This window comes from Dactylosporangium sucinum, from assembly GCF_014647515.1.
GTDB lineage: Bacteria > Actinomycetota > Actinomycetes > Mycobacteriales > Micromonosporaceae > Dactylosporangium > Dactylosporangium sucinum.
In genome coordinates, this window is the sequence record NZ_BMPI01000057.1 from 41,151 (window position 1) to 61,639 (window position 20,489).

General features: G+C 74.6%; 14 protein-coding genes. 10 read left to right on the forward strand and 4 right to left on the reverse strand.

Annotated features, from left to right (window positions below):
* Positions 1-121: 121 nt before the first annotated feature.
* The 3 genes from IEZ31_RS41020 to IEZ31_RS41030 all read left to right on the forward strand — a co-directional run bounded on the left by IEZ31_RS41020 (position 122) and on the right by IEZ31_RS41030 (position 5,342).
* Positions 122-433 (forward strand): hypothetical protein, encoded by a 312-nt coding sequence (locus tag IEZ31_RS41020; RefSeq protein WP_190255524.1) that lies wholly within the window; start codon positions 122-124, stop codon positions 431-433.
* Positions 430-4,764, forward strand: coding sequence for an HAD-IC family P-type ATPase (locus IEZ31_RS41025; RefSeq protein WP_190255525.1), 4,335 nt, complete (start codon positions 430-432; stop codon positions 4,762-4,764). Before IEZ31_RS41020 ends, IEZ31_RS41025 begins: the two co-directional genes overlap by 4 nt.
* 113 nt (positions 4,765-4,877) lie before the next feature.
* The gene (locus tag IEZ31_RS41030; protein WP_229836465.1) at positions 4,878-5,342 is read left to right on the forward strand and encodes a cyclic nucleotide-binding domain-containing protein; all 465 of its coding nucleotides are present in this window, start codon (positions 4,878-4,880) and stop codon (positions 5,340-5,342) included.
* Between the two features lie 234 nt (positions 5,343-5,576).
* On the opposite strand, the gene IEZ31_RS41035 is transcribed toward IEZ31_RS41030, so the two are convergent.
* Entirely contained in the window at positions 5,577-6,470 is an 894-nt protein-coding gene (locus IEZ31_RS41035) for an AraC family transcriptional regulator (RefSeq protein ID WP_190255526.1), read from the reverse strand.
* A gap of 142 nt (positions 6,471-6,612) precedes the next feature.
* Here IEZ31_RS41035 and IEZ31_RS41040 point away from each other — a divergent pair, with 142 nt between their 5' ends.
* The 5 genes from IEZ31_RS41040 (at position 6,613) to IEZ31_RS41060 (ending at position 14,314) form a co-directional block, all read left to right on the forward strand.
* A complete protein-coding gene (locus IEZ31_RS41040; protein ID WP_229836468.1) occupies positions 6,613-9,411 on the forward strand; it encodes an ATP-binding protein in 2,799 nt (932 codons plus the stop codon).
* A 194-nt stretch (positions 9,412-9,605) separates the two neighbouring features.
* Complete coding sequence (locus IEZ31_RS41045; protein ID WP_190255528.1) at positions 9,606-9,911, forward strand: putative quinol monooxygenase; 306 nt, start codon at positions 9,606-9,608, stop codon at positions 9,909-9,911.
* A gap of 9 nt (positions 9,912-9,920) precedes the next feature.
* The gene (locus IEZ31_RS41050) at positions 9,921-10,964 is read left to right on the forward strand and encodes an alpha/beta hydrolase (RefSeq protein WP_190255529.1); all 1,044 of its coding nucleotides are present in this window, start codon (positions 9,921-9,923) and stop codon (positions 10,962-10,964) included.
* Positions 10,961-11,590, forward strand: coding sequence for a class I SAM-dependent methyltransferase (locus tag IEZ31_RS41055; RefSeq protein WP_229836471.1), 630 nt, complete (start codon positions 10,961-10,963; stop codon positions 11,588-11,590). Before IEZ31_RS41050 ends, IEZ31_RS41055 begins: the two co-directional genes overlap by 4 nt.
* A 207-nt stretch (positions 11,591-11,797) precedes the next feature.
* A complete protein-coding gene (locus tag IEZ31_RS41060; RefSeq protein ID WP_308429484.1) occupies positions 11,798-14,314 on the forward strand; it encodes a sensor histidine kinase in 2,517 nt (838 codons plus the stop codon).
* 84 nt (positions 14,315-14,398) lie between these two features.
* On the opposite strand, the gene IEZ31_RS41065 is transcribed toward IEZ31_RS41060, so the two are convergent.
* Complete coding sequence (locus IEZ31_RS41065) at positions 14,399-14,656, reverse strand: hypothetical protein (RefSeq protein WP_190255530.1); 258 nt, start codon at positions 14,654-14,656, stop codon at positions 14,399-14,401.
* A gap of 236 nt (positions 14,657-14,892) precedes the next feature.
* Here IEZ31_RS41065 and IEZ31_RS41070 point away from each other — a divergent pair, with 236 nt between their 5' ends.
* Together IEZ31_RS41070 and IEZ31_RS41075 are read left to right on the forward strand one after the other, a co-directional pair.
* The gene (locus tag IEZ31_RS41070; protein WP_190255531.1) at positions 14,893-15,537 is read left to right on the forward strand and encodes a PhoU domain-containing protein; all 645 of its coding nucleotides are present in this window, start codon (positions 14,893-14,895) and stop codon (positions 15,535-15,537) included.
* Positions 15,538-15,602: 65 nt separating this feature from the next.
* Positions 15,603-19,226 carry a hydantoinase B/oxoprolinase family protein gene (locus tag IEZ31_RS41075; RefSeq protein WP_190255532.1) on the forward strand — a complete coding sequence of 1,208 codons (3,624 nt, stop codon included), beginning with the start codon at positions 15,603-15,605 and terminating at the stop codon, positions 19,224-19,226.
* Positions 19,227-19,263: 37 nt separating this feature from the next.
* Here IEZ31_RS41075 and IEZ31_RS41080 read toward each other — a convergent pair whose 3' ends face one another.
* Both IEZ31_RS41080 and IEZ31_RS41085 read right to left on the reverse strand, forming a co-directional pair.
* A complete protein-coding gene (locus tag IEZ31_RS41080) occupies positions 19,264-19,932 on the reverse strand; it encodes a cytochrome b/b6 domain-containing protein (RefSeq protein WP_190255533.1) in 669 nt (222 codons plus the stop codon).
* Between the two features lie 5 nt (positions 19,933-19,937).
* Complete coding sequence (locus tag IEZ31_RS41085) at positions 19,938-20,384, reverse strand: Ig-like domain-containing protein (protein WP_190255534.1); 447 nt, start codon at positions 20,382-20,384, stop codon at positions 19,938-19,940.
* Between the last annotated feature and the right edge of the window lie 105 nt (positions 20,385-20,489).

Genomic DNA, 20,489 nt, shown 5'->3' on the forward strand with positions numbered 1-20,489 from the left:
CATGACGACAACCACGCAGACACGTACGCGCACCCGTCCGCGGGCCGGTGGGACACAGACCGCGAACCAGCGGCCGTCCAGGGCGCGAAAAGCGGCGACGCCGGCCAAGGCTACGCAGAAGGTGGAACAGAAGCCCGCACCGAAGCCCCGGCAGACGGCACAGGCGCCCGACCAGGAGCTGGTGACCTGGGAAGACGTGCCGATGCCACACCTGAAGGTGCCGGTCGTCCACATGGGCTCGGGCGCCCGCATGGGTTCGGCGGTCGAGCGCGTCCGGGCCGCGGTGGAGCCCCGGCCCGGGCGGCTGCTGTACTACGGCGGCGTCGGGGCGCTGGCCGTCCTCGGCGTCCTCGAGTGGCCGGTCGCCCTCGCCGCCGCGGCAGGGGTGTGGGTGGCGACGCACGAACGTCGCCGCACCGCTACCAGCGGGTGACCGCGCGAAGCGGAAACCGGCCGTCCCGCGGCCGGCGGAAGGCCTGGGCGCGGGACGGCTTCGCGCACATCGAGATTCGCGGCGCCAGGCGGGGCCTGGTCACCGCAGAGCACGGGCGGCTGGTCGAGGAGACCGTCGCCGCGCTGCGCGGCGTGGACTGGGCCGCGTGGAACGCGGCGCTCGGCCGGCTGATCGTCAGCTACGACGAGGGCGGCGTCGACCTCGGCGATCTCGTCGACGCCGTCACGGAGGCCGAGTCCGGCTTCCTGGCCGACGGCGCCTCCAGCCTGGACGCGGAGTCACGGCAACGGGTCACGCTGGCCGCCGACGTCCTGGGCGCCGCCGGGTCATTCGTGGCCCGCCAGCTGCGGCTGCCCGCGGCGGCGCGCGAGCTGACCGCGCTCGTCACGCTGGTCGACCACATACCGGGCGTCCGGTCGAGGCTGCGCCGGGTGCTGGGCCGCCACGAGGCCGACCTCCTCGTCTCCGCGCTCGGCGCGACGATCAACGCCGCGGGCCAGGCCGAGCTGTCGCTGCTCGCGGACGCGGGCCTGCGCGGCATCCTGCTGCGGGAGATGTCGGCGCAGCGCGACACCTGGCAGCGCCGGTCGGGCGAGCTGACCCGCACCGCCACCGCGAGCCGGGCCGCGAGGGCCGGCGGCGACCGGCCCGTCGAGCTGCCCGACGGGCCGGTCGAACGGTACACGCGCCGGGTGAGCACGGTGACGCTGCTCCTCGCCGCCGCGGCGACGCAGCTACCCAGCGGCGTGCGCCGGGCGGCCCGGGTGCTGATGGCCGGCGCGCCCGCTCCCGCGCACACCGGACAGGAGGCGTTCGCCGGCGGCCTCGGGCGGCTCCTCGCGCGCCGCGACGTGCTCGTCCGCGACCGTACCGCGCTGCGCCGGCTCGACCGCGTCGACACGATCGTCATCGACGCCGACGTCCTGACCGGCGACCAGCGGGTCATCACGCACGTGGCGCCCGTCGAGGGAACGGTCGAGGCCGCCTGGGAGGCCGCCGCACGGCAGGTCGGCACCCCGCCGGTCGACTCGGACGACGGCTGGGCGCTCACCGAGCTGCGCCATGCGGAGCACTCGATCCCGGACCCCGTCCTGAAGGACGCCCGCGCGCACGACGGGAGCCGCGGCGTCCTGCACGTGCTCACCCGCGACGGTACCGCCGTCGCCGTTGTGCTGGTGGAGGACGCGCTCGACCCGCTGACCGCGGCCGTGATCGCGGCCGGCCGCCGGGTCGGCCGGGTCCTGCTGGCCGGCGCGCCGGCCGACGTGCGCCGCCGGGTCCCCGCGGACGGCACGGTCCCCGGCGGCTCGCGCCTCGCCGGGTCGATCCGCGCGCTGCAGGCCGACGGGCGCGTGGTGGTGCTGGTCGGCGGCCGCAACGACGCCGCGCTCGCCGCGGCGGACTGCGGGTTCGGCGTCCTGCACGAGGACCGCCGGCCGCCCTGGGGCGCCCACCTGATGGGCGGGCCCGGCCTGGAGCCGGCCTGGCTGCTGCTCGAGGCGGCGGCCTTGGCCCGCGCCGTGAGCCGGCGCAGCACCCACGTGGCGCTGCAGGGCTCGGTGGCGGGCGCGCTGCTGGGGCTCGCCGAGGTCACCGAGGCCGGCGCGCGCCGGACCTCGATCGCCACCGCCATCGCCCAAGCGGCGAACATCGCCGGCGCGATGTGGTCGGTGCGCGGGCTGTCCCGCCGCACGCCGCCCACCCCGGCCGTCGACGTCGCCTGGCACGCGCTGCCCGTCGCCGAGGTCATGCGGGCGCTGGGCACGACGCCGCACGGGCTCGACGAGGCCGACGCCGAGCAGCGCCGGCAGGAGCGCGCGACGACGGACGCCGCCGACGCGCCGGCCGGGCGGGGGGTGCTCGGCACCATCGTCGGCGAGCTCGACACGCCGCTGACCCTGCCGCTGGCCGCCGGGGCCGGCGTGTCGGCCACGACCGGGGCGACGACCGACGCGGTGCTGGTCCTCGCCGTCATCCTCGCCAATGCGGTGCTGTCGGGCATCCAGGACGCGGCGGCCCGGCGGGCGCTGCAGCGGCTGGTGAGCGAGGCGGCGCCAACGGTCCGGCTGCGCCGCGCCGGCGTCGACCGGGTCGGGCGCATCGACGAGCTCGTCCCCGGCGACGTCGTGCTGCTGGAGCCCGGCGACGCGGTACCGGCGGACGGCCGGCTCCTCGACGCCACCGGGCTGGAGATGGACGAGTCGCCGCTCACCGGCGAGTCGGTGCCCGTCGCCAAGAGCACCGCCGCCGCGCGGGCGGAGGCGATCGCCGAGCGCACCAGCATGGTGTACGCCGGTACCACCGTGGCCGCCGGATCGGCCGTGTGCGTCGTGGTGGCGACCGGCGCGCAGACCGAGGCCGGCCGCAACGCCCTCATCGCGCTCCGGGAACCGCCGCGCAGCGGGGTCCAGCAGCGGCTGCGTGAGCTGACGAAGGCGTCGCTGCCGGCGGCCGGCGCGTCGGCGGCGGCCCTGCTCGCCGCCGGCCTGCTGCGGGGCCGGCTGGCCGAGTCGGTCAACAACGCCGTCGCGCTCGCGGTCGCGGCGATCCCGGAGGGGCTGCCGTTCATCGCGACCGCGGCCGAGCTCAGCGCCAGCCGCCGGCTGTCGCGGCGCAACATCCTCGTCCGCGACCCGCGGTCGATGGAGGCGCTCGGCCGGGCCGACGTGATCTGCTTCGACAAGACGGGCACGCTGACCGAGGGCCGCATCGCGCTGCGCAGCGTCTCCGACGGCCGCTCGCGGCTGCCGCTGGAGCGGCTCACGCCGCGGCACCGGGAGATCCTCGCCGCCGCGCTGCGCGCCAGCCCGGCCCCCAACGAGCGCGAGGCCCTCCCGCACCCGACCGACCAGGCGGTGGTGGCGGGCGCCGCGACCGCCGGCGTCGGCACCGACGAGGCCGCCGACGGCTGGCGGGCCGTCCGCGAGCTGCCGTTCGAGCCGGTCCGCGGCTTCCACGCGGTGCTCGGCGCGGCGGACGCCGGTCAGGTGATCAGCGTCAAGGGCGCGCCGGAGATCACGCTGCCGCGCTGCGTGAGCTGGCGGTCCGACGGGAAGGTACGCCCGCTGACGCGCACCGACCGGCAGGAGATCGAGGCGGAGGTCGACCGGATGGCCCGGCAGGGCCTGCGGGTGCTCGCGATCGCCGAGCGAGCGGCGTCGGCGCGGGGCCGGCTGGACGACGAGCGGGTCGAACGCATGGAGTTCCTCGGCCTGCTCGGGCTGGCCGACCCGAGCCGCCCCAGCGCGGCCGAGGCGGTGGAGCGGCTGCGCCGGGCCGGCATCCGGATCCTCATGCTGACCGGCGACCACCCGAGCACGGCGGCGGCGGTCGCGGCCGAGCTCGGCCTGCTCGACGGGGGCACCGTGGTCACCGGGCCGGAGCTGGACGGCGCCGCGGGCGACGAGGCGCTCGTCGACGCGCTGGTGTCGAAGGCGTCGGTGTTCGCCCGGGTCAGCCCGGCCCACAAGGTCGCGGTGGTCGAGGCGCTGCACCGGGCCGGGCACAGCGTGGCGGTCACCGGCGACGGCGCCAACGACGCCCCGGCGATCCGCCTCGCCGACGTCGGCATCGCGCTCGGCGAGCAGGCCACGGCGGCGGCCCGCCAGGCGGCGGACCTCATCGTGATGGACGGCCGGATCGAGACGATCGTCGACGGCGTGGTCGAGGGCCGCGCCATGTGGGCGTCGGTCCGCGAGTCGCTGGCGCTGCTGCTCGGCGGCAACCTCGGCGAGATCCTGTTCACCGTCGGCGGCTCGCTCGTCTCGGCGACGCCGCCGCTCAACACGCGGCAGATCCTGTTCGTCAACCTGATGACGGACCTGCTGCCCGCGATCACGGTCGCGGCCCGCCCGCCGAAGCACGTCAGCCCCGACCAGCTGGTCCGCGAGGGGCCGGAGGCCTCGCTGGGCCGGACGCTGACCGGCAACGTGGTCCGCCGCGCGGTCGCGACCTCGGCCGCGACCGCGGGCGCCTGGCTGACGGCGAAGGCGACGGGGACGAACGCCCGGGCCAGCACCGTGGCCCTCGCCTCGCTCGTCGGCGCGCAGCTGGGCCAGACGGCGCTGCTGTCGGGCGGCGACCCGATCGTCCTGGGCGCGGCCGGCGCCTCGGCCGCCACCCTGGTCGGGGTCGTGCAGACCCCGGGCCTGAGCCAGTTCTTCGGCTGCCGCCCGCTGGGCCCGGTCGCCTGGGGCATCGTCCTGACCGCGACGGCGGCCGGCACGGCGCTCGGGGCGCTGCGCTTCCCGCTGCCGCTGCCGGGAGGCCCGCCGCCACATCGCGACGAGGGCACCGGCGCACCGGCGTAGCCGGACAGGTCGTCCGGCCCCGCAGTCCCGGGCCGGACGACCCTGGAGAAGCGGTCACGGACCCGGTTTCCTGGAGGGAGAGCCCGGACACCGCGCCGAGGGAGGCGACATCCATGATCACCGCATACGACCTGCTGGCAGCGCACCCGTTCATGGCGGGCATCCCCGGGGAGTACCTGGCGCGGATGGCACACTACTCGCACCGCGCGGTGTTCCACGCCGGCGCCCGCATCTTCAACGAGGGCGCCACCGCCAACCGGTTCTGGCTGATCCGTGAGGGCCGGGTCGACCTCGACACCGACGTCCCGGGCCGCGGCCGCGTCGTCGTCGAGTCGATCGGCGCCGGCCAGGTGCTGGGCTGGTCGTGGCTGTTCCCGCCGTACCGCTGGCATTTCGGCGCCACCGCGCCCGAGCCGGTGCTGGCCGTCACCCTCGACGGGCCGGGCATCCGCAGGCTGTGCGCCGACGAGCCGGAGCTCGGCTACGACCTGACGACCCGGCTCATGCAGGTCGTCGTCGCCCGCATGCAGGCCACCCGGATGCGGCTGCTGGACCTCTACGACACCTGCTCGACGTAGCGCGGCACCGCCAACCATCCGGCCGCCCCGCGGCGTCCTCTCAGGCAACCAGCCTTGAGGGGGATCGATGCGCCGTAAGCTGCTCCTGCTCCTCCCGCTCCTGCTCACCGTGCCCGCCTGCGCCGGCACGACCGCCGGGTCGCAGCCCGGCGGCGTCGGTCAGCAGAAGGGCGGCTGATCCTCGGGCGGCGAGGCGCCGGATGCGGTCGTCGCCGTCCGTCCCGGTTCGACGGATCAGGATGCGGACAGGTCGGCGGTGCGCAGCTGGGCGGCGTCCCGGCTGGGCGGCACGCCGAACTGGCGGCGATACTCGCGGCTGAACTGCGACGGGCTGTCGTAGCCCACCCGGCGGCTCACGGCGGTCACGTCGCCGGTCTGCGCGGCGAGCTGGAGCCGGGCCTGCTGGAGCCGGATCTGCTTCTGGAACTGGATCGGGCTCATCGCGGTGACGGCCTGGAAGTTGCGGTGGAAGGCCGAGACGCTCATGCCCGCGATCCTGGCCAGGTCCTCGACCAGGAAGCGCCGCGTGTAGTTGGCGTGGATCCACCGGACCGCCCGGGCCACGTGGCTGAGGCTGCTGTCGGGCAGGCCGAGCTGGCGCACCGCCGGACCCTGCTCGCCGGTGACGAGCCGCCAGAGGATCTCGCGCTTGGCCATCGGCGCGAGCACCGGGATGTCGCGCGGCCGGTCGAGCAGCCGCACGAGCCGCAGGAGGGCGTCGAGCAGCTCGGTCGAGGCGTCGCTGACGGCGAGGCCGGCCGGGGCGTCGGTGCCGATGGCCGGCAGGTCGCCCGGCCCGACCTGCAGCAGCAGCTCCGCGACGTCGGCCGGGTCGAGGTTGAGCCCGACGCCGAGGCCCGGGGAGGCCGGGGTGGCCTCGGTGAAGTGGCTGCTCACCGGGAGGTCGACCGAGGCGACGACATACTGCCCGGCCCGGTACTCGTACACGCGGTCACCGAACGCCAGGCACTTGGTGCCCTGGGTGACCACGGCGAGGACCCGCCCGTAGACGACCGGCTTCGGCGGATACGGCCGATCCGCCCTGATGATCAAGAGGTTGTCGATCGCGGTCGTCAGGTCCGGGCGGGCGTGCCGGGCAAGCAGGCTGGACAGCTCGTCGAGGACCATACGTGAGTGTAGAACGCGGCGCGCGCCACCCATCGGCCCCGTTCGACAGGATCGAGCCGAAGATCGCGAGCTTTGGGCAAGCGGCTCCGGTTCGGCGGCTGTTTTCATGGGGCGGTACCGCGACTGTCGCTCTGGGGTTGGTGTGGCCGACAACGAACTGTACGGCCGCCAGGCCGAGCTCGAGCATCTGACGGCGTTCCTGGCCGGGTTGCCGGAGCGGGGTGGCGCCCGCCTGGTCCGGGGCGAGCCCGGTGCCGGCAAGTCGGCGCTGCTGGCCGCCGCGGCCGGGCTCGCGCGCACGGACGGGATGCGGGTCCTGCGGGCGTCCGGCTCCGAGTTCGAGGCGGACGTCAGCTACTCGGCGCTGAACCAGCTCCTGCTGCCGGTCCACGCGGACCTGGAGCGGCTCGCCCCCGGCCCGCGGGAGGCGCTGGCGGTGGCGCTCGGCTTCGGCGCCGGCCCGCCGCCGGACGCGCTGCTGGTGTGCAACGCAGCGCTGCTGCTCGTCACGGCGGTGGCCGCGGAGGCCCCGGTGCTCCTGCTCGTCGACGACGTCCAGTGGATCGACCGGGCGAGCGCGGTGGCGCTCGGCTTCATCGCCCGCCGCCTGGAGGGCAGCCGGGCCGGCCTGCTGGCCTCGGCCCGGACGGGTGCGGTGAGCTTCGTCGACCCGCGCGGGCTGGTCGACCTGGTCGTCGGGCCGCTCGACGCCGACGCGGCCGGAAAGCTGGTCGACGCCACCGTGCCGCAGCTGCCGCCCCGGCTCCGGCAGCGGCTGCTCGACCTCGCCCAGGGCAACCCGCTCGCGCTGACCGAACTGCCGTCCACGCTGCTGAGCGCCGGTCCGACCGAGGTGGTGCCGCTCAGCGAGCGACTCCAGGGGATGTTCGCCTCGCGGATCGCCGGCCTGCCCGAGCCGACCCGCCGGCTGTTGCTGCTGGCGACGTTCGAGGGCACCGGCGACGTGCGGACCCTGCGCGCCGTGCTCGACGGACGCGGCCAGGACGACGGGGGTGGCCTCGCCGACCTCGCTGCGGCGGAGCGGGCGCAGCTGGTCCACGTCGACGACGCGACGGCCCGCCTGGTCTTCCGCCACCCGCTGATCCGCTCCGCGGTCGTGGCGATGTCCACGCACGAGGAGCGCCGCAACGCGCACGTCGCGCTCGCCGGTGTCCTGCCCGACGACGCGGAGCGCCGGGCGTGGCATCTGGCGGCGGCCGCGGCCGGCCCGGACGAGGCGGTGGCGGAGCTGCTCGAACGCGCGGCGCACCGGGTCATGCTGCGCGGCGACGCGTTCGCCGCCGTGGAGGCGCTGATCCGGGCGGCCGAGCTGAGCCCGACGGACACCGCACGGGCGCGGCGGCTCGCCGAGGCCGCGTACATCGGCGCCGAGGCGAGCGGCACCGTCGACGACGCGCAGATGCTGCTGATCGACGCGCGCCGGGCGGCGCCCGACTCCGCCGGTTCGCTCCATGCGGCGAACGCGGCCGTCTTCCTCATGCTCAACGGCGACGGTGACGTGCGGACCGCCCACCGCCTGCTGGTCGGCGCGATCGAGACCGGCGAGCACGGCTACCGCGCCGACGATCCCGCGCTGATCGAGGCCATGCACACGCTGCTGCTGTTGTCGTGGTACGGCGGAACCCAGGAGCACTGGAAACCGTTCTACCGGGCGCTGGGCCGGCTGCGGCCGGAGCCGCCCGAGCTGCTCGCCCTGGCGAGCAAGACGTTCCCGGATCCGGTGCGCACCGCGGCGGCGGCCTTGCCGCACGTCGACGCGGTCCTCGACGGGCTGCCCGACGAGGCCGACCCGAGCCGCATCGTCCGGATCGGCACCGCCTCGGTGTACGTGGACCGCCTGAGTGACAGCCGCGAGCCCTCGTGGCGGCTCGTCCGGCAGGGGCGGGACGGCGGGACCGCCCGCCGGCACGTCGGCGCCCTCATGCACCTGTGCCTGGGTGACTACCTCACCGGCCGGTGGGACGAGGCCGAGCAGCTCGCGGTCGAGGGCCAGCAGGTCTGCACCGACACCGGCTTCTCGTTCTTCACGTGGTACTTCCTGTACAACCGGGCGATCGTCGCCGCCGGCCGCGGCCGCTTCGACGAGGCGCACGCCCTCGCCGACGACATGACCCACTGGGCGCTGCCCCGCGGTGTCTCGGCCGCCGCCCTGTTCGCCCACCACCCGCGGGCGCTGGCCGCCGCGGGCCGCGGCGACTGGGAGGCCGCGTTCCTGCACGCCGCCGCGATGAGCCCGCCCGGCGTGCTCGCCTCGCACGTGCCGCACTGCACGTGGGTGATGTTCGACCTGGTCGAGGCGGCCGTGCGGACCGGCCGCGCGGCCGAGGCCCGAGCCCACGTGGCGGCGATGCGGGCCGCCGGCGTCGCCGCGATGTCGAGCCGGATGGCCCTCCTCCAGGCCGGCGCCGAACTCCTGGTCGACGACGAGGTCGACGGCGAGGCCGATAACGAGGCCGGCGACGGGGAGCCGGGGGCGGCGGCCTCCCGGCTGGAGGCCCTGCTGGCCGGTCCCGCCGCGGACCGGTGGCTGTTCGAGGCGTCGCGGATCCGCCTCGCCCTCGCCGAGCGGCTGCGCCGGACCCGGTCGCCGGCGCGGGCCCGCCGGCACCTGCTCGCGGCCCGGGACGGCTTCACCGCGATGCGCGCCGACCCGTGGCTGGAGCGCACCCACGCCGAGCTGCGGGCCACGAAGTACCGGCTGGCCGACGTGCCGTCGGGCGGCCCGGCCACGCTGACCCCGCAGGAGCTCCAGATCGCCCGGCTGGCGGCCGGCGGCCTCACCAACAAGCAGATCGCCGACCAGCTGTACCTCTCCCATCGCACCGTCGGCGCGCACCTCTACCGGATCTTCCCCAAGCTCGGCGTCGCGTCCCGCGCCGGGCTGCGGGATGCGCTGTCGTCCGACCCGGCCGGCCGGTAGGCGCCCCGTCATGCCGTCGATCGTCGGGCACGGCCGCTGACGGTACATCTGTCAAACGACCTAACGGCCGCAGCCGGGTAGGTCACCGGCGGCAGCGGCCGGCGAGGCCGCGGACATATGACTGATGAGCGCGGCCGGGCGACGCCGAACAGTGGACGGCATCACGGCACCACCGATCGAAAGAGGTATCCGCCATGACCGTCGGCCACGGCTTCCACGCCGTCATGACCGCGCAGCCCGGCCGGGGCGACGAGGTCGTCGCGCTGCTGCTCGACGCGCCGTCCCTGCCGCACGAGGACTGCATCGTGTTCCTGGTGAGCCGCTCGGCCGCCGACCCGGACGTCGTCTCCGTCACCGAGGGCTGGGCCAGCCGGGACGCGCACGCCGCGTTCTTCGCCGGTCCGGCCGCGCAGGCGTTCCTCGCCCGGCTGCAGCCGCTGCTGACCGGCGAGTCGCAGTACGCGGACACCGTCCCCGTCGGCGGCAAGCCCGCGTTCTGAGGAGCCACCATGACCGTCACCCGACCCGGCGTCGACCCCGAGCTGCGGGCGCTGCTCGCCGGCGTGCCCTTGTCGTCCGACCTCAACCCCGAACTGCTCGCCCAGATCCGCCAGATGCCCGGGACACCGGTCGAGGCCCTGCTCGACGGCCGCGCCGCGGACGTTCGCGACGTCACCGTCGCGAGCCCCGACGGTGCGCGCATCCCGCTGTCGATCTTCAGCCCGCGGCGCGCCGAGCGCGTCACGGCGGCGCCGTGCGTGTACTGGCTGCACGGCGGCGGCATGGTGATGGGAGACCGCTTCTCCCAGATCGACATCCCCCTCGAGTGGCTCGACCGCTTCGGCGCGGTCGTCGTCACGGTCGAGTACCGGCTGGCGCCGGAGGCCACCGGCACGACGCCGGTCGAGGACTGCTTCCAGGGTCTGCGCTGGACCGCCGAGCACGCCGCCGAGCTGGGGATCGACCCCGATCGCATCATCGTGGCCGGCATCAGCGCCGGCGGTGGCCTCGCCGCCGGCCTCACCCTGCTGGCCCGCGACCGCGGTGGCCCCGCGATCGCCGCCCAGATGCTCATCTGCCCGATGCTCGACCACCGCAACGCCACCACGTCGAGCCGGCAGTACTCCGGCGAGCCCGGCGTGTGGACCCGCGAGATGAACGAGTTCGGGTGGCGGTCGGTCCTCGGCGACCTCGGGGACGCCGACGTGCCCGCCTACGTGTCGCCGGCCGTGGCCGAGGACCTCGCCGGCCTGCCGGCCACGTACATCGACGCGGGCACGGCCGAGGTCTTCCGCGACGAGGACGTCGCCTACGCCACCCGCATCTGGGCCGCCGGCGGCCAGGCCGAGCTGCACGTCTGGGCCGGCGGCTTCCACGGCTTCGACGCCCTCTACCCGCACACCCGCGTCTCGGCCGCCGCCCGCCGCGCCCGCACCAACTGGCTCACCCGCGTGGTGGGCTCGCCCACCTCCGAGACCGCCTCCGAGACCGCCTCCGAGACCGCCTCCGAGACCGCCTCCGAGCTCACGCCCGACCCCGAAGGAGCGTCGTGACCCACGTCGCCACCACCGCGCAACCGGCGGCCGACCGCGCCGCGTTCCTGCGCGAGTTCCTCCAGGACCCGTTCACGGTCGCGGCCGTGACGCCCAGCAGCGCCGCGCTGGCCGACGTGGTCACCGCGACCGTGCCGAACACCGGCGCCCCGGTGGTCGTCGAGCTCGGCCCCGGCACCGGCGCCTTCACCGCGGCGATCCAGCGGCGCCTCGCCGGCCGCGGCCGGCACCTGGCCGTCGAGATCAACGCACGCTTCGCCGAACGCCTCGCCGCCCGCTACCCCGGGGTCGACGTCACCGTCGCCGACGCCCGCGGCCTGCGCGACGTCCTGGCGCGGCACGGCCACCGGCACGCGGACGTGATCGTGAGCGGGCTGCCGTGGGCGGCGTTCACGCCCGACCGCCAGGACGACCTGCTCGACGCGGTCACCGGCACGCTCACGCCCGACGGGGCGTTCACCACCTTCGCGTACACGCACACGCGCTGGGCGCCGCCGGCCCGCCGGCTGCGGCGCCTGCTGCGCGCACGGTTCGAGGAGGTCGTGCTCAGCCGGACGGTGTGGGCCAACGTACCGCCGGCGTTCGTCTACTACTGCCGCCGACCCCGGACGACACCGAACAGGTAGGGCTCCATGCAGATCGCCATCATCACGGGTGCCAGCTCCGCCGAGGAGTGCCGCTGGATCACCGCCCAGGACATCGAGGTCTCCGGCGGGTACAACCTGTAGCCGTGCGGACGCACGGAGCGGGCCGCCCGGGCGGCCCGCTCCGTGCCGGTGTGCCGGTGTGGTGGACGGCGACGGTTCCTCCGGCCGATGCTCAAAGGTGGGGGGATGGTCATGGCACGCGGCCGGTTACGGATCTACCTGGGTGCGGCGCCCGGGGTGGGCAAGACCTACTCGATGCTGGCCGAGGGGCAGCGCCGCCGCTCGCGGGGCACCGACGTGGTGATCGGGGTCGTGGAGCCGCACGGCCGCCGGCTCACCGCGGCGATGGCCGAAGGGCTCGAGGTGGTCCCCCGGCGGACGTGCGACTACCGCGAGGCCCGGTTCACCGAGATGCACCTGGACGCGGTCCTGGCCCGGCACCCGCAGGTGGCGCTCGTCGACGAGCTGGCGCACACCAACGTGCCGGGCTGCCGCAACGCCAAACGCTGGCAGGACGTCGAGGAGCTGCTCGACGCCGGCATCGACGTGGTCACCACCCTCAACATCCAGCACCTGGAGTCGCTCAACGACGTGGTGCGGCAGATCACCGGGGTACCGCAGCAGGAGACGCTGCCGGACTCGGTCGCCCGTGCGGCGGAGCAGGTCGAGCTGGTCGACATGACCCCCGAGGCGCTGCGGCGACGCATGGTGCACGGCAACGTCTACCCACCGGACCGGATCGAAGCGGCCCTGACCCACTACTTCCGGCCCGGGAACCTGACCGCGCTGCGGGAGCTGGCGCTGCTGTGGCTGGCCGACCGGGTCGAGGAGGGGCTGCAGCAGTACCGGGCCGAGCACGGCATCGGCACCGGCTGGGAGACCCGCGAACGCATCCTGGTGGCACTGAGCGGCGGCCCGGAGGGCGAGACCCTGATCCGGCGGGCGGCCCGGGTCGCCGAGCGCACCCGCGGCGCCCACCTGCTCGCCGTCCACGTGCTGCCGTGCGACGGGCTGGCCGAGCGCAACTATGTGGCGCTGGCCGCGCAGCGGGCCCTCGTGGAGTCGCTGGGCGGCCGCTACTGCCAGATCGTCGGCAGCGACGTGGCCCGGGCCGTCATCGAGTTCGCCCGGGCCGAGAACACCACCCAGATCGTGCTGGGGACCAGCCGCCGGGCGTGGCCGATGTCGGCGCTGAGCGGGGAGGGCGTCGGCGCCCGGGTCACCCGGCTGTCGGGACCGATCGACGTCCACATCGTCACGCACGAGCACGCGGCCGGCCCGCCCAAGCTGCGGCTGCCGCGCGCCGACGGCCGGGCCGGTGTGCGGCGGCACCTGGCCGGCGCCGCCCTGGCGGTCCTGACGCTGGCCGGGCTCACCCTGGCCGGGCTGCACGGACGGTACACGCTGTCCAGCATCCTGCTGTGCTACCTGCTGGCCGTGGTGGCGGTGGCGGCGACCGCGGGGTTCTCCCTGGCGATGGCCACCGCGCTGGCCGGTGCGCTGTGCGCCGGTTACCTGTTCGCACCGCCGCCGCCCAGCATGGGCGTCACGGGCGCCGCCGATCTGGTGGCACTGATCGCGTTCGTCACGGTCGCGATCCTGGTCAGCTGGGCGATCGACACGACCGGCCGGCAGGCCCGCCGCGCCGCGCGGGCGTCGGCGGAGGCGAACGCGCTCAGCGCCCTGGCGGGCGCCGCATGGGGCCGCCCCAACGTGGCGGCCCAGCTGGAACAGACCCGGCAGCTGTTCGGGCTCAGGGCCGTCAGCCTCCTGTACCGCCAGCCGGGCGGCGGCAGCGGACAGCGCTGGCAGGTCCTGGCCTCGGCCGGCGACCGGCCACCGGAGCAACCCGGCGAGGCCGACACCAGCGTCTCGGCCGGGCCGGCACTCACCCTGGCCGGGCGGGGCCGCGTGCTCAGCGACAGCGACCAACGCGTGCTGGTGGCCTGCGCCGCGCACATCGCCATCGGCCGGGAACGCCAGCAGCTGGCCGCGCACGCCGCCGACGCCGACCAGCGGATCGTCGCCGACCGCACGCAGACCGTGGCGCTGCTGGCCACCCAGCGGGAACTGCGGGCGCCGCTACAGCAGCTGCAGGAAACCCTGGCCCGGCTCGCGGCCCCGGAGTCGTCCGGTGCCGAGCAGCGGCACGAGCTGGCCGCCGTCGGCCAGGCCAGCCTCGCCCGCCTCGCCGCCGTCATCACCGACCTGCACCACCTCGGCCAGGCGCGGGCCGGCGCGCTGGACATCCACCTGCGCCCGGTCGAACTCGACGCGATCCTGCCGGCCGTGCTCGACGACCTCGGCCCCGGAGGGCACGACATCGTGGTGGACGCCCCCGAGGACCTGCCGGACGTCATCGCGGACGCCAACCTGCTCACCCGGGCGGTCACCACCCTGGCCGCCAACGCCCTGGAGCGCAGCCCCAACGGCACGCCGGCCACGATGACCGTGACCGCGCAACCCGAGCACCTCACCATCACCATCGTCGATCACGGCGGGCGCCGGCCGGTGCCGGCCGTGGCCGGACGACCCGCCGCCGGCGCGACGGGCGAGACGATCGACCTGGATCCGGCCCGCAGCCTTCCGGTCTGCACGGCCCGAGCGCTCATCGAGGCGATCGGCGGGGCGGCGCAGTGCCGTGCCACGCCCGGCGGCGGGCTCACCGTCACCGCGACGCTGCCCAGGACCGCCCGGCCGTGACGGGCTGAGGGGCGGGGTCGAGCCGGCACACGAATCCGGGCCGCACGCCGCAATCGCCCGTGCAGCACGGCCTCGCGGCGAAGCCTACCGATGCTTCGCCCTGGCCCGGCGCCATGCGCCGAGGAGGCCTCGCATCGGTGCGGCCGCCCAGGAGCGGACGACGTCCGACGACTTCTTCTCGTGGATGCCGTAGCGCGGCCTGCTCCAGGCGTGTACATCACCGTGGGCGTGCCGCATGTGGCGCTCGTTCTGCTCCGCCAGCCGCGCCGCCACGCGCAGCGCCGCCAGCGCACACGCGAGCCACAGCACCCCGAATACGGCGATGCCGATGGATGCTGCCATTGCCGCCTCACCAGTGACGCTGCCGCACCCGGCTGGTCGTCAGCAGCCGCGGTCCGCAGCTCGGGGCCCGTCGGGCGCTTCTCCTTCGAGCGTACGACGGCGTCCCCGCCGGCGCCGGATCCCGGTCCGCGGGTGATTGGCGCTCGGTGCTCGGGGGTAGTTTCCGCCGGTTGGCGCCCCGCGCCCGAGTCGGCGCGATGCAGTACGGAGCCGCGACCATCCAGCAGGAGCCTGGGATGTGGAATCGTGAGGAACTCGGCGGGCTGCGCGGTCACCTGGCCGAGGTGATCGCGCGCTCGCACATCGTGTTGGAGCACGTCACCAGAGCCTTGTGCGACTCCGGTACTTCCGCCGCGAGCGCTCTGCCCGACGCCGAGAAGGCGCTGTACCTGCTGCGCCAGGCCGTCGACGATCAGGCGTTGGCGATCGAGGAGACCCGGGTCGTGCCACCCATGGCCGCTGTGCCGACGATCGTCGTCGCCGCGCAGGTCAACGCCGACGCGGAGGGCGTCGCCGGACTGGCCGGGCGGCTGGCTGAGATCGCCGGGTCGCGGCCGGGTCGACCGGCGATACCGGCCGACGTGCAGGCCGTCGTGTGCCGCATGGGTCAGGCCTGCGTCGACATGATGGCCACGGCGGTCAGCGCCGGGAGGTCGCCGCGGGCCGACACGGCGGCGCGGATCGCAGCGGCCGACGCCGAGGTTCGCCGGCTGGGACAACGGCTCCACCAGTTGCTGCTGCACGACTCGGCTCCGATCGAGGTGGATGCCGCACTCGACGCCGCATTGGCCGGCCGGTACTACGCACGCTGCGCAGAGCTCGCGGGTTCCATGGCTCGGCACGCGAGCCCGGGCGCGCACTCAGGGCAGGCCGGCCAGTGAGATCTGGTCGAGGATCCGCTGCCGTACCGCGTCGTTGAGGACGTCCCGGCGGAGGGGGATTCGCGGTGGTAGGTGGACGGTGGCAGTTCTGGGTCGACCGTGGTGGCACGTTCACCGACATCGTCGCCAGGACGCCGGACGACGGCCGGCTGGTGACCCGCAAGCTGTTGTCGGACAACCCCGCACGCTACGCGGACGCGGCGGTCGCCGGAATCCGGGAGCTGCTCGGTGTTCCCGATGCGGTGTCGATCCCGGTCGACCGGATCGAGGCGGTGCGGATGGGGACCACCGTCGCCACGAACGCGCTGCTGGAGCGCAGCGGTGAACGCACAGCGCTGGTCATCACCGAAGGCTTCGGCGACGCGCTGCGTATCGGCTACCAGAACCGGCCACGCATCTTCGACCGGCACATCGTGCCGCCGGAGGTGCTGTACGAGCGCGTGATCGAGGTGGACGAACGGGTGTCGGCCGACGGCACCGTGCTGCGCTCGCCGGATGTCGACCGGTTGGCCGCCGACCTGCGGCGTGCGTATGACGACGGCATCCGTGCGGTAGCGGTGGTCTGCCTGCACAGCCACCTGTACCCGGCGCACGAACGGGAGGTCGGGACGCTGGCGGAGCGGATCGGCTTCGGCCAGGTCTCGTGCTCCAGCGAGGTGAGCCCGTTGATGAAGCTGGTGCCGCGTGGCGACACCACGGTCGTCGACGCGTACCTGTCGCCGGTGCTGCGCCGGTACGTCGCGGCGGTGGCGGAGCAACTGCACGGCGTACGGCTGATGTTCATGCAGTCCAACGGCGGCCTGGCTGAGGCCGGGCACTTCCGTGGCAAGGACGCGATCCTGTCCGGTCCGGCCGGTGGCATCGTCGGCATGGTGCGCATGTCGCAGCTGGCCGGCTTCGACCAGGTGATCGGCTTCGACATGGGCGGCACCTCCACGGACGTGTCGCACTACGCCGGTGAGTACGAGCGGGTCTTCCACACCCAGATCGCGGGTGTGCGGCTGCGCGCCCCCATGATCGACATTCATACCGTCGCGGCGGGAGGCGGGTCGGTCCTGCACTTCGACGGCGCCCGCTACCGCGTCGGGCCGGACTCCGCGGGTGCCGACCCGGGGCCGGCCTGCTACCGCAACGGCGGCCCGCTCACTGTCACCGACGCCAACGTGATGCTCGGCCGGATCCAGCCCTCGACGTTCCCCCGGGTCTTCGGTCCGGACGGCGACCAGGCGCTGGATGCCGAGGTGGTGCGACGGCGGTTCGCCGACCTGACCGCGGCCATCGCCCGGCAGACCGGCGACGAGCGCACCCCGGAGCAGGTCGCCGAGGGATACCGGCAGATCGCGGTCGCGAACATGGCCAACGCGGTGAAGCGGATCTCGGTACAGCAGGGCCGTGACGTCACCGGGTACGTGCTCACGACGTTCGGCGGCGCCGGTGGGCAGCACGCGTGCTCGGTGGCCGACTCGCTCGGCATCCGCACCGTGCTCGTGCCGCCGATGGCCGGTGTGCTGTCCGCGCTCGGCATCGGCCTCGCCGACACCACCGCGATGCGCGAACAGTCGGTGGAGAGCTGCCTGGAGCCCGCTGCGCTGCGACGACTGACCGATGTCGCCGACGCTCTGGAGGCGGCGGCACGCGCGCAGCTGGTGGACGAGGACGTGCCGGCCCGGCGCATCCGGGTGCATCGGCGCGTGCACCTGCGCTTCGAGGGCACCGACACCGCGCTGCCGGTCGGGCTCGCCGGGTTGGACGCGATGGTGGCGTCGTTCCGGACGGCGTACCGGCGCATGTACGCGTTCCTCATGGACCGGCCGCTGATCGTCGAGGCGGTCTCGGTCGAGGCGGTCGGGCTGACGGAGCCCCCGGACCTCTCCCGGTTGGGGGAACCCACCGGCGCATCGAGTCGAGCCGACGCCGACGCCAACGCCCAGGATGTCACCACGACCCGTCTGTACACCGGCGGCGCCTGGCGCGAGGTGCCGCTGCACGAGCGGGATCGCCTGCGCCCCGGCGACACCGTCGACGGCCCGGCCATCGTGGCCGAGGCGGACGCGACCACGGTGCTCGACGACGGCTGGCGGGCGACGGTGACGAAGTTCGGCCACCTGCTCCTGGGGCGGGTACGGCCGGGCGCGCAGGCATCCGGGGCGACCGCCCGGGTCGATCCGGTACTGCTGGAGATCTTCAACAACCTCTTCATGTCGATCGCCGAGCAGATGGGCGCCCGGCTGGAGTCGACCGCGCAGTCGGTGAACATCCGGGAGCGGCTGGACTTCTCGTGCGCACTGTTCGACCCGGACGGCGGTCTCGTGGCCAACGCGCCGCACATCCCCGTCCACCTCGGCTCGATGGGCGTCAGCGTCAAGGAGGTCATCCGTCGCCGCCGCACCGGTATGCGGCCCGGCGACGTGTACGCGATCAACGACCCGTACCACGGCGGCACCCACCTGCCCGACATCACCGTCGTCTCCCCCGTCTTCGGCGCCGACCGGCGCGAGGTCCTGTTCTACGTGGCGTCCCGGGGCCACCACGCAGAGATCGGCGGGCTCACGCCCGGTTCCATGCCCGCGGCCAGCCGCGACGTCCACGAGGAGGGCGTGCTGTTCGACACCTGGCCGTTGGTCGAGGGCGGCCGGTTCCGCGAGGAGGAGACGCTCCGGCTGCTCACCGAGGCGCCGTACCCCTCCCGGAACCCGGCGACCAACCTCGCCGACCTGCGCGCCCAGATCGCCGCGAACGCCAAGGGCGTCGAAGAGGTGGAACGGATGATCGACCACTTCGGCCTCGACGTGGTCCAGGCGTACATGCGGCACGTCCAGGACAACGCCGAGGAGGCGGTGCGGCGCGTCATCGACGCCCTCGGCGACGGCGAGTACCGCTACGAGATGGACTCGGGGGCGACGATCGCGGTGCGGATCACGGTGGACCACGCCGGCCGCGCCGCGACCATCGACTTCAGCGGCACGTCACCGCAGCTGGCGACGAACTTCAACGCCCCCTCGTCGGTCGTCACCGCGGCGGTGCTGTACGTCTTCCGGACGCTGGTCACCGACGAGATCCCGCTCAACGACGGTTGCCTGCGCCCGCTGCGCATCGTGGTACCCGCCGGTTCGATGCTCGCGCCCAGCTACCCCGCGGCCGTGGTCGCCGGCAACGTCGAGACGTCACAGGCGATCGTCGGCGCGCTCTACGCCGCGCTCGGCGTCCAGGCCGAAGGGTCCGGGACGATGAACAACGTCAGCTTCGGCAACGCGCGACACCAGTACTACGAGACCGTCGCCTCCGGCTCCGGCGCCGGCGACGGGTTTGGCGGGGCCTCGGTGGTGCAGACGCACATGACGAACTCCAGGCTGACCGACCCCGAGGTCCTCGAATGGCGCTTCCCGGTGCTCCTCGAGGAGTTCGCCGTGCGGCGCGGCAGCGGCGGCGCCGGACGGTGGCGGGGCGGCGACGGTGCGGTACGCCGCATCCGGTTCCGCGAGCCGATGACCGTCAGCACACTGTCCGGCCACCGGCGCGTGCCGCCGTACGGCCTGGCCGGCGGCTCCCCCGGCGCGCTCGGTGCCAACCGCGTGGAACGCGCCGACGGCAGCGTCGTCCGCCTCGCCGGCTGCGACTCGGTCGATGTCGAGCCAGGCGACGTGCTGGTCGTCGAGACACCCGGCGGCGGCGGATACGGCAACTCGTGAGCGTTGATCCGTTCGGGATCCACCGAGTCGGCAACGGTCATTTCCTTGCCCGCTTGTTGTGCAGTTCGAGCCATCCGGGCCAGATCCGGCGCGCGACCTCGACGCGGAGTTTGCCGCCGAGGTGCATGCCGCGGGCCACGCCGCGGTAGCCGGGCAGCACGCCCGATGCGATCAGGATGTGGCCGAGGAGCACCGGCGTCACCAGGTAGGTGGACCAGCGGTGGATCCGTTGCAGCCAGACGAACGCCGGGCCCCCGTCGACCGCCAGCAGGCCGATGCCGGTGCCGATCAGGGCCGCGAGGAGTACGGTCACGATCAGGTTCGCGATGCGTTGGCCCGGGTCGAAGTGGCCGTCGTGCCGGGCGAACCGCCCGGTCAGTGCGGCGACCGGCCAGCGGCGCAGCCAGCGCAGGTCACCACGGTCGGCGCGCACCGATTCGGCAAGGAAGGTCCGTGCCGCCCGAGCGCCGACGGTCACGGCGGCGACGGCGAGGCCGGTGAGTGTCCAGCCGGCGTACGTGTGGAGGGTGACGTCGGGCACGCCGGTCACCGTGGCGAGCATGCTCGGCCGGCCTTCGTGGCCGGTCGTCAGCCACCAGCCGGTGGCCAGCAGGGCGAGGACCGTGAGGTACGTGAGGGCGTGGAACCAGCGGGTCGGGCGCGTGTACCGCTCGACCACGTCCGTCCGTTCGGCTTGGCGGGTCATCGGCGTCAGTAGCCGTACGGACCGTCGCCGGGAGCGCTCGTGCCGGGAGCGCTCGTGCCGGTGCCGCCCGGTGCGCCACCGACGACCACCCTGATCGAAGCTTCGGCGCCGGCGGGTGAGTGGTTGGCGTTGCGCAGCGACACGTGGAGTGTGTGCTCGCCGGGAGGTGCCTTGGCGATCTGGCCCGTGTCGGACTCGACGATGGTGTAGTCCGCGTCGTTGTCGTCGAAATACACGTGGACGTGGTGCGCGCCGGACCCGGACGGGCCCAGCGGCACGCTGGCCTGGACCTTGACGGTGAACGGCGCGGCCACCTGCGCGCCGTCGGCCGGCGAGAGCACCGACACCGTGGGGCCGCCGGCGGCGCCGTCGCTGGAGTCGCATGCGGCCAGGGCGAGCGGCGCCAGCAGTACCAGCGCGGGCAGGAGCCGGGCCGGGGACCATCGCGTCATAGTCTTCATACCAGTACCTACCGCGGACGCGGTACGGACGGATTGCACCGCGCGCGGCAGATCCGACTCGCCGGTTCGGTGGGTATTACCTGGTATGGCGGTGAA

What these genes read in the sequence shown, in the direction of transcription:
- IEZ31_RS41060 (WP_308429484.1), top strand. Translation starts at nt 11,798, where the DNA reads ATGGTCATGGCACGCGGCCGGTTACGGATCTACCTGGGTGCGGCGCCC.
- IEZ31_RS41065 (WP_190255530.1), bottom strand. Translation starts at nt 14,656, where the DNA reads ATGGCAGCATCCATCGGCATCGCCGTATTCGGGGTGCTGTGGCTCGCG.
- IEZ31_RS41085 (WP_190255534.1), bottom strand. Translation starts at nt 20,384, where the DNA reads ATGACGCGATGGTCCCCGGCCCGGCTCCTGCCCGCGCTGGTACTGCTG.
- IEZ31_RS41070 (WP_190255531.1), top strand. Translation starts at nt 14,893, where the DNA reads ATGTGGAATCGTGAGGAACTCGGCGGGCTGCGCGGTCACCTGGCCGAG.
- IEZ31_RS41030 (WP_229836465.1), top strand. Translation starts at nt 4,878, where the DNA reads ATGATCACCGCATACGACCTGCTGGCAGCGCACCCGTTCATGGCGGGC.
- IEZ31_RS41045 (WP_190255528.1), top strand. Translation starts at nt 9,606, where the DNA reads ATGACCGTCGGCCACGGCTTCCACGCCGTCATGACCGCGCAGCCCGGC.
- IEZ31_RS41050 (WP_190255529.1), top strand. Translation starts at nt 9,921, where the DNA reads ATGACCGTCACCCGACCCGGCGTCGACCCCGAGCTGCGGGCGCTGCTC.
- IEZ31_RS41080 (WP_190255533.1), bottom strand. Translation starts at nt 19,932, where the DNA reads ATGACCCGCCAAGCCGAACGGACGGACGTGGTCGAGCGGTACACGCGC.
- IEZ31_RS41035 (WP_190255526.1), bottom strand. Translation starts at nt 6,470, where the DNA reads ATGGTCCTCGACGAGCTGTCCAGCCTGCTTGCCCGGCACGCCCGCCCG.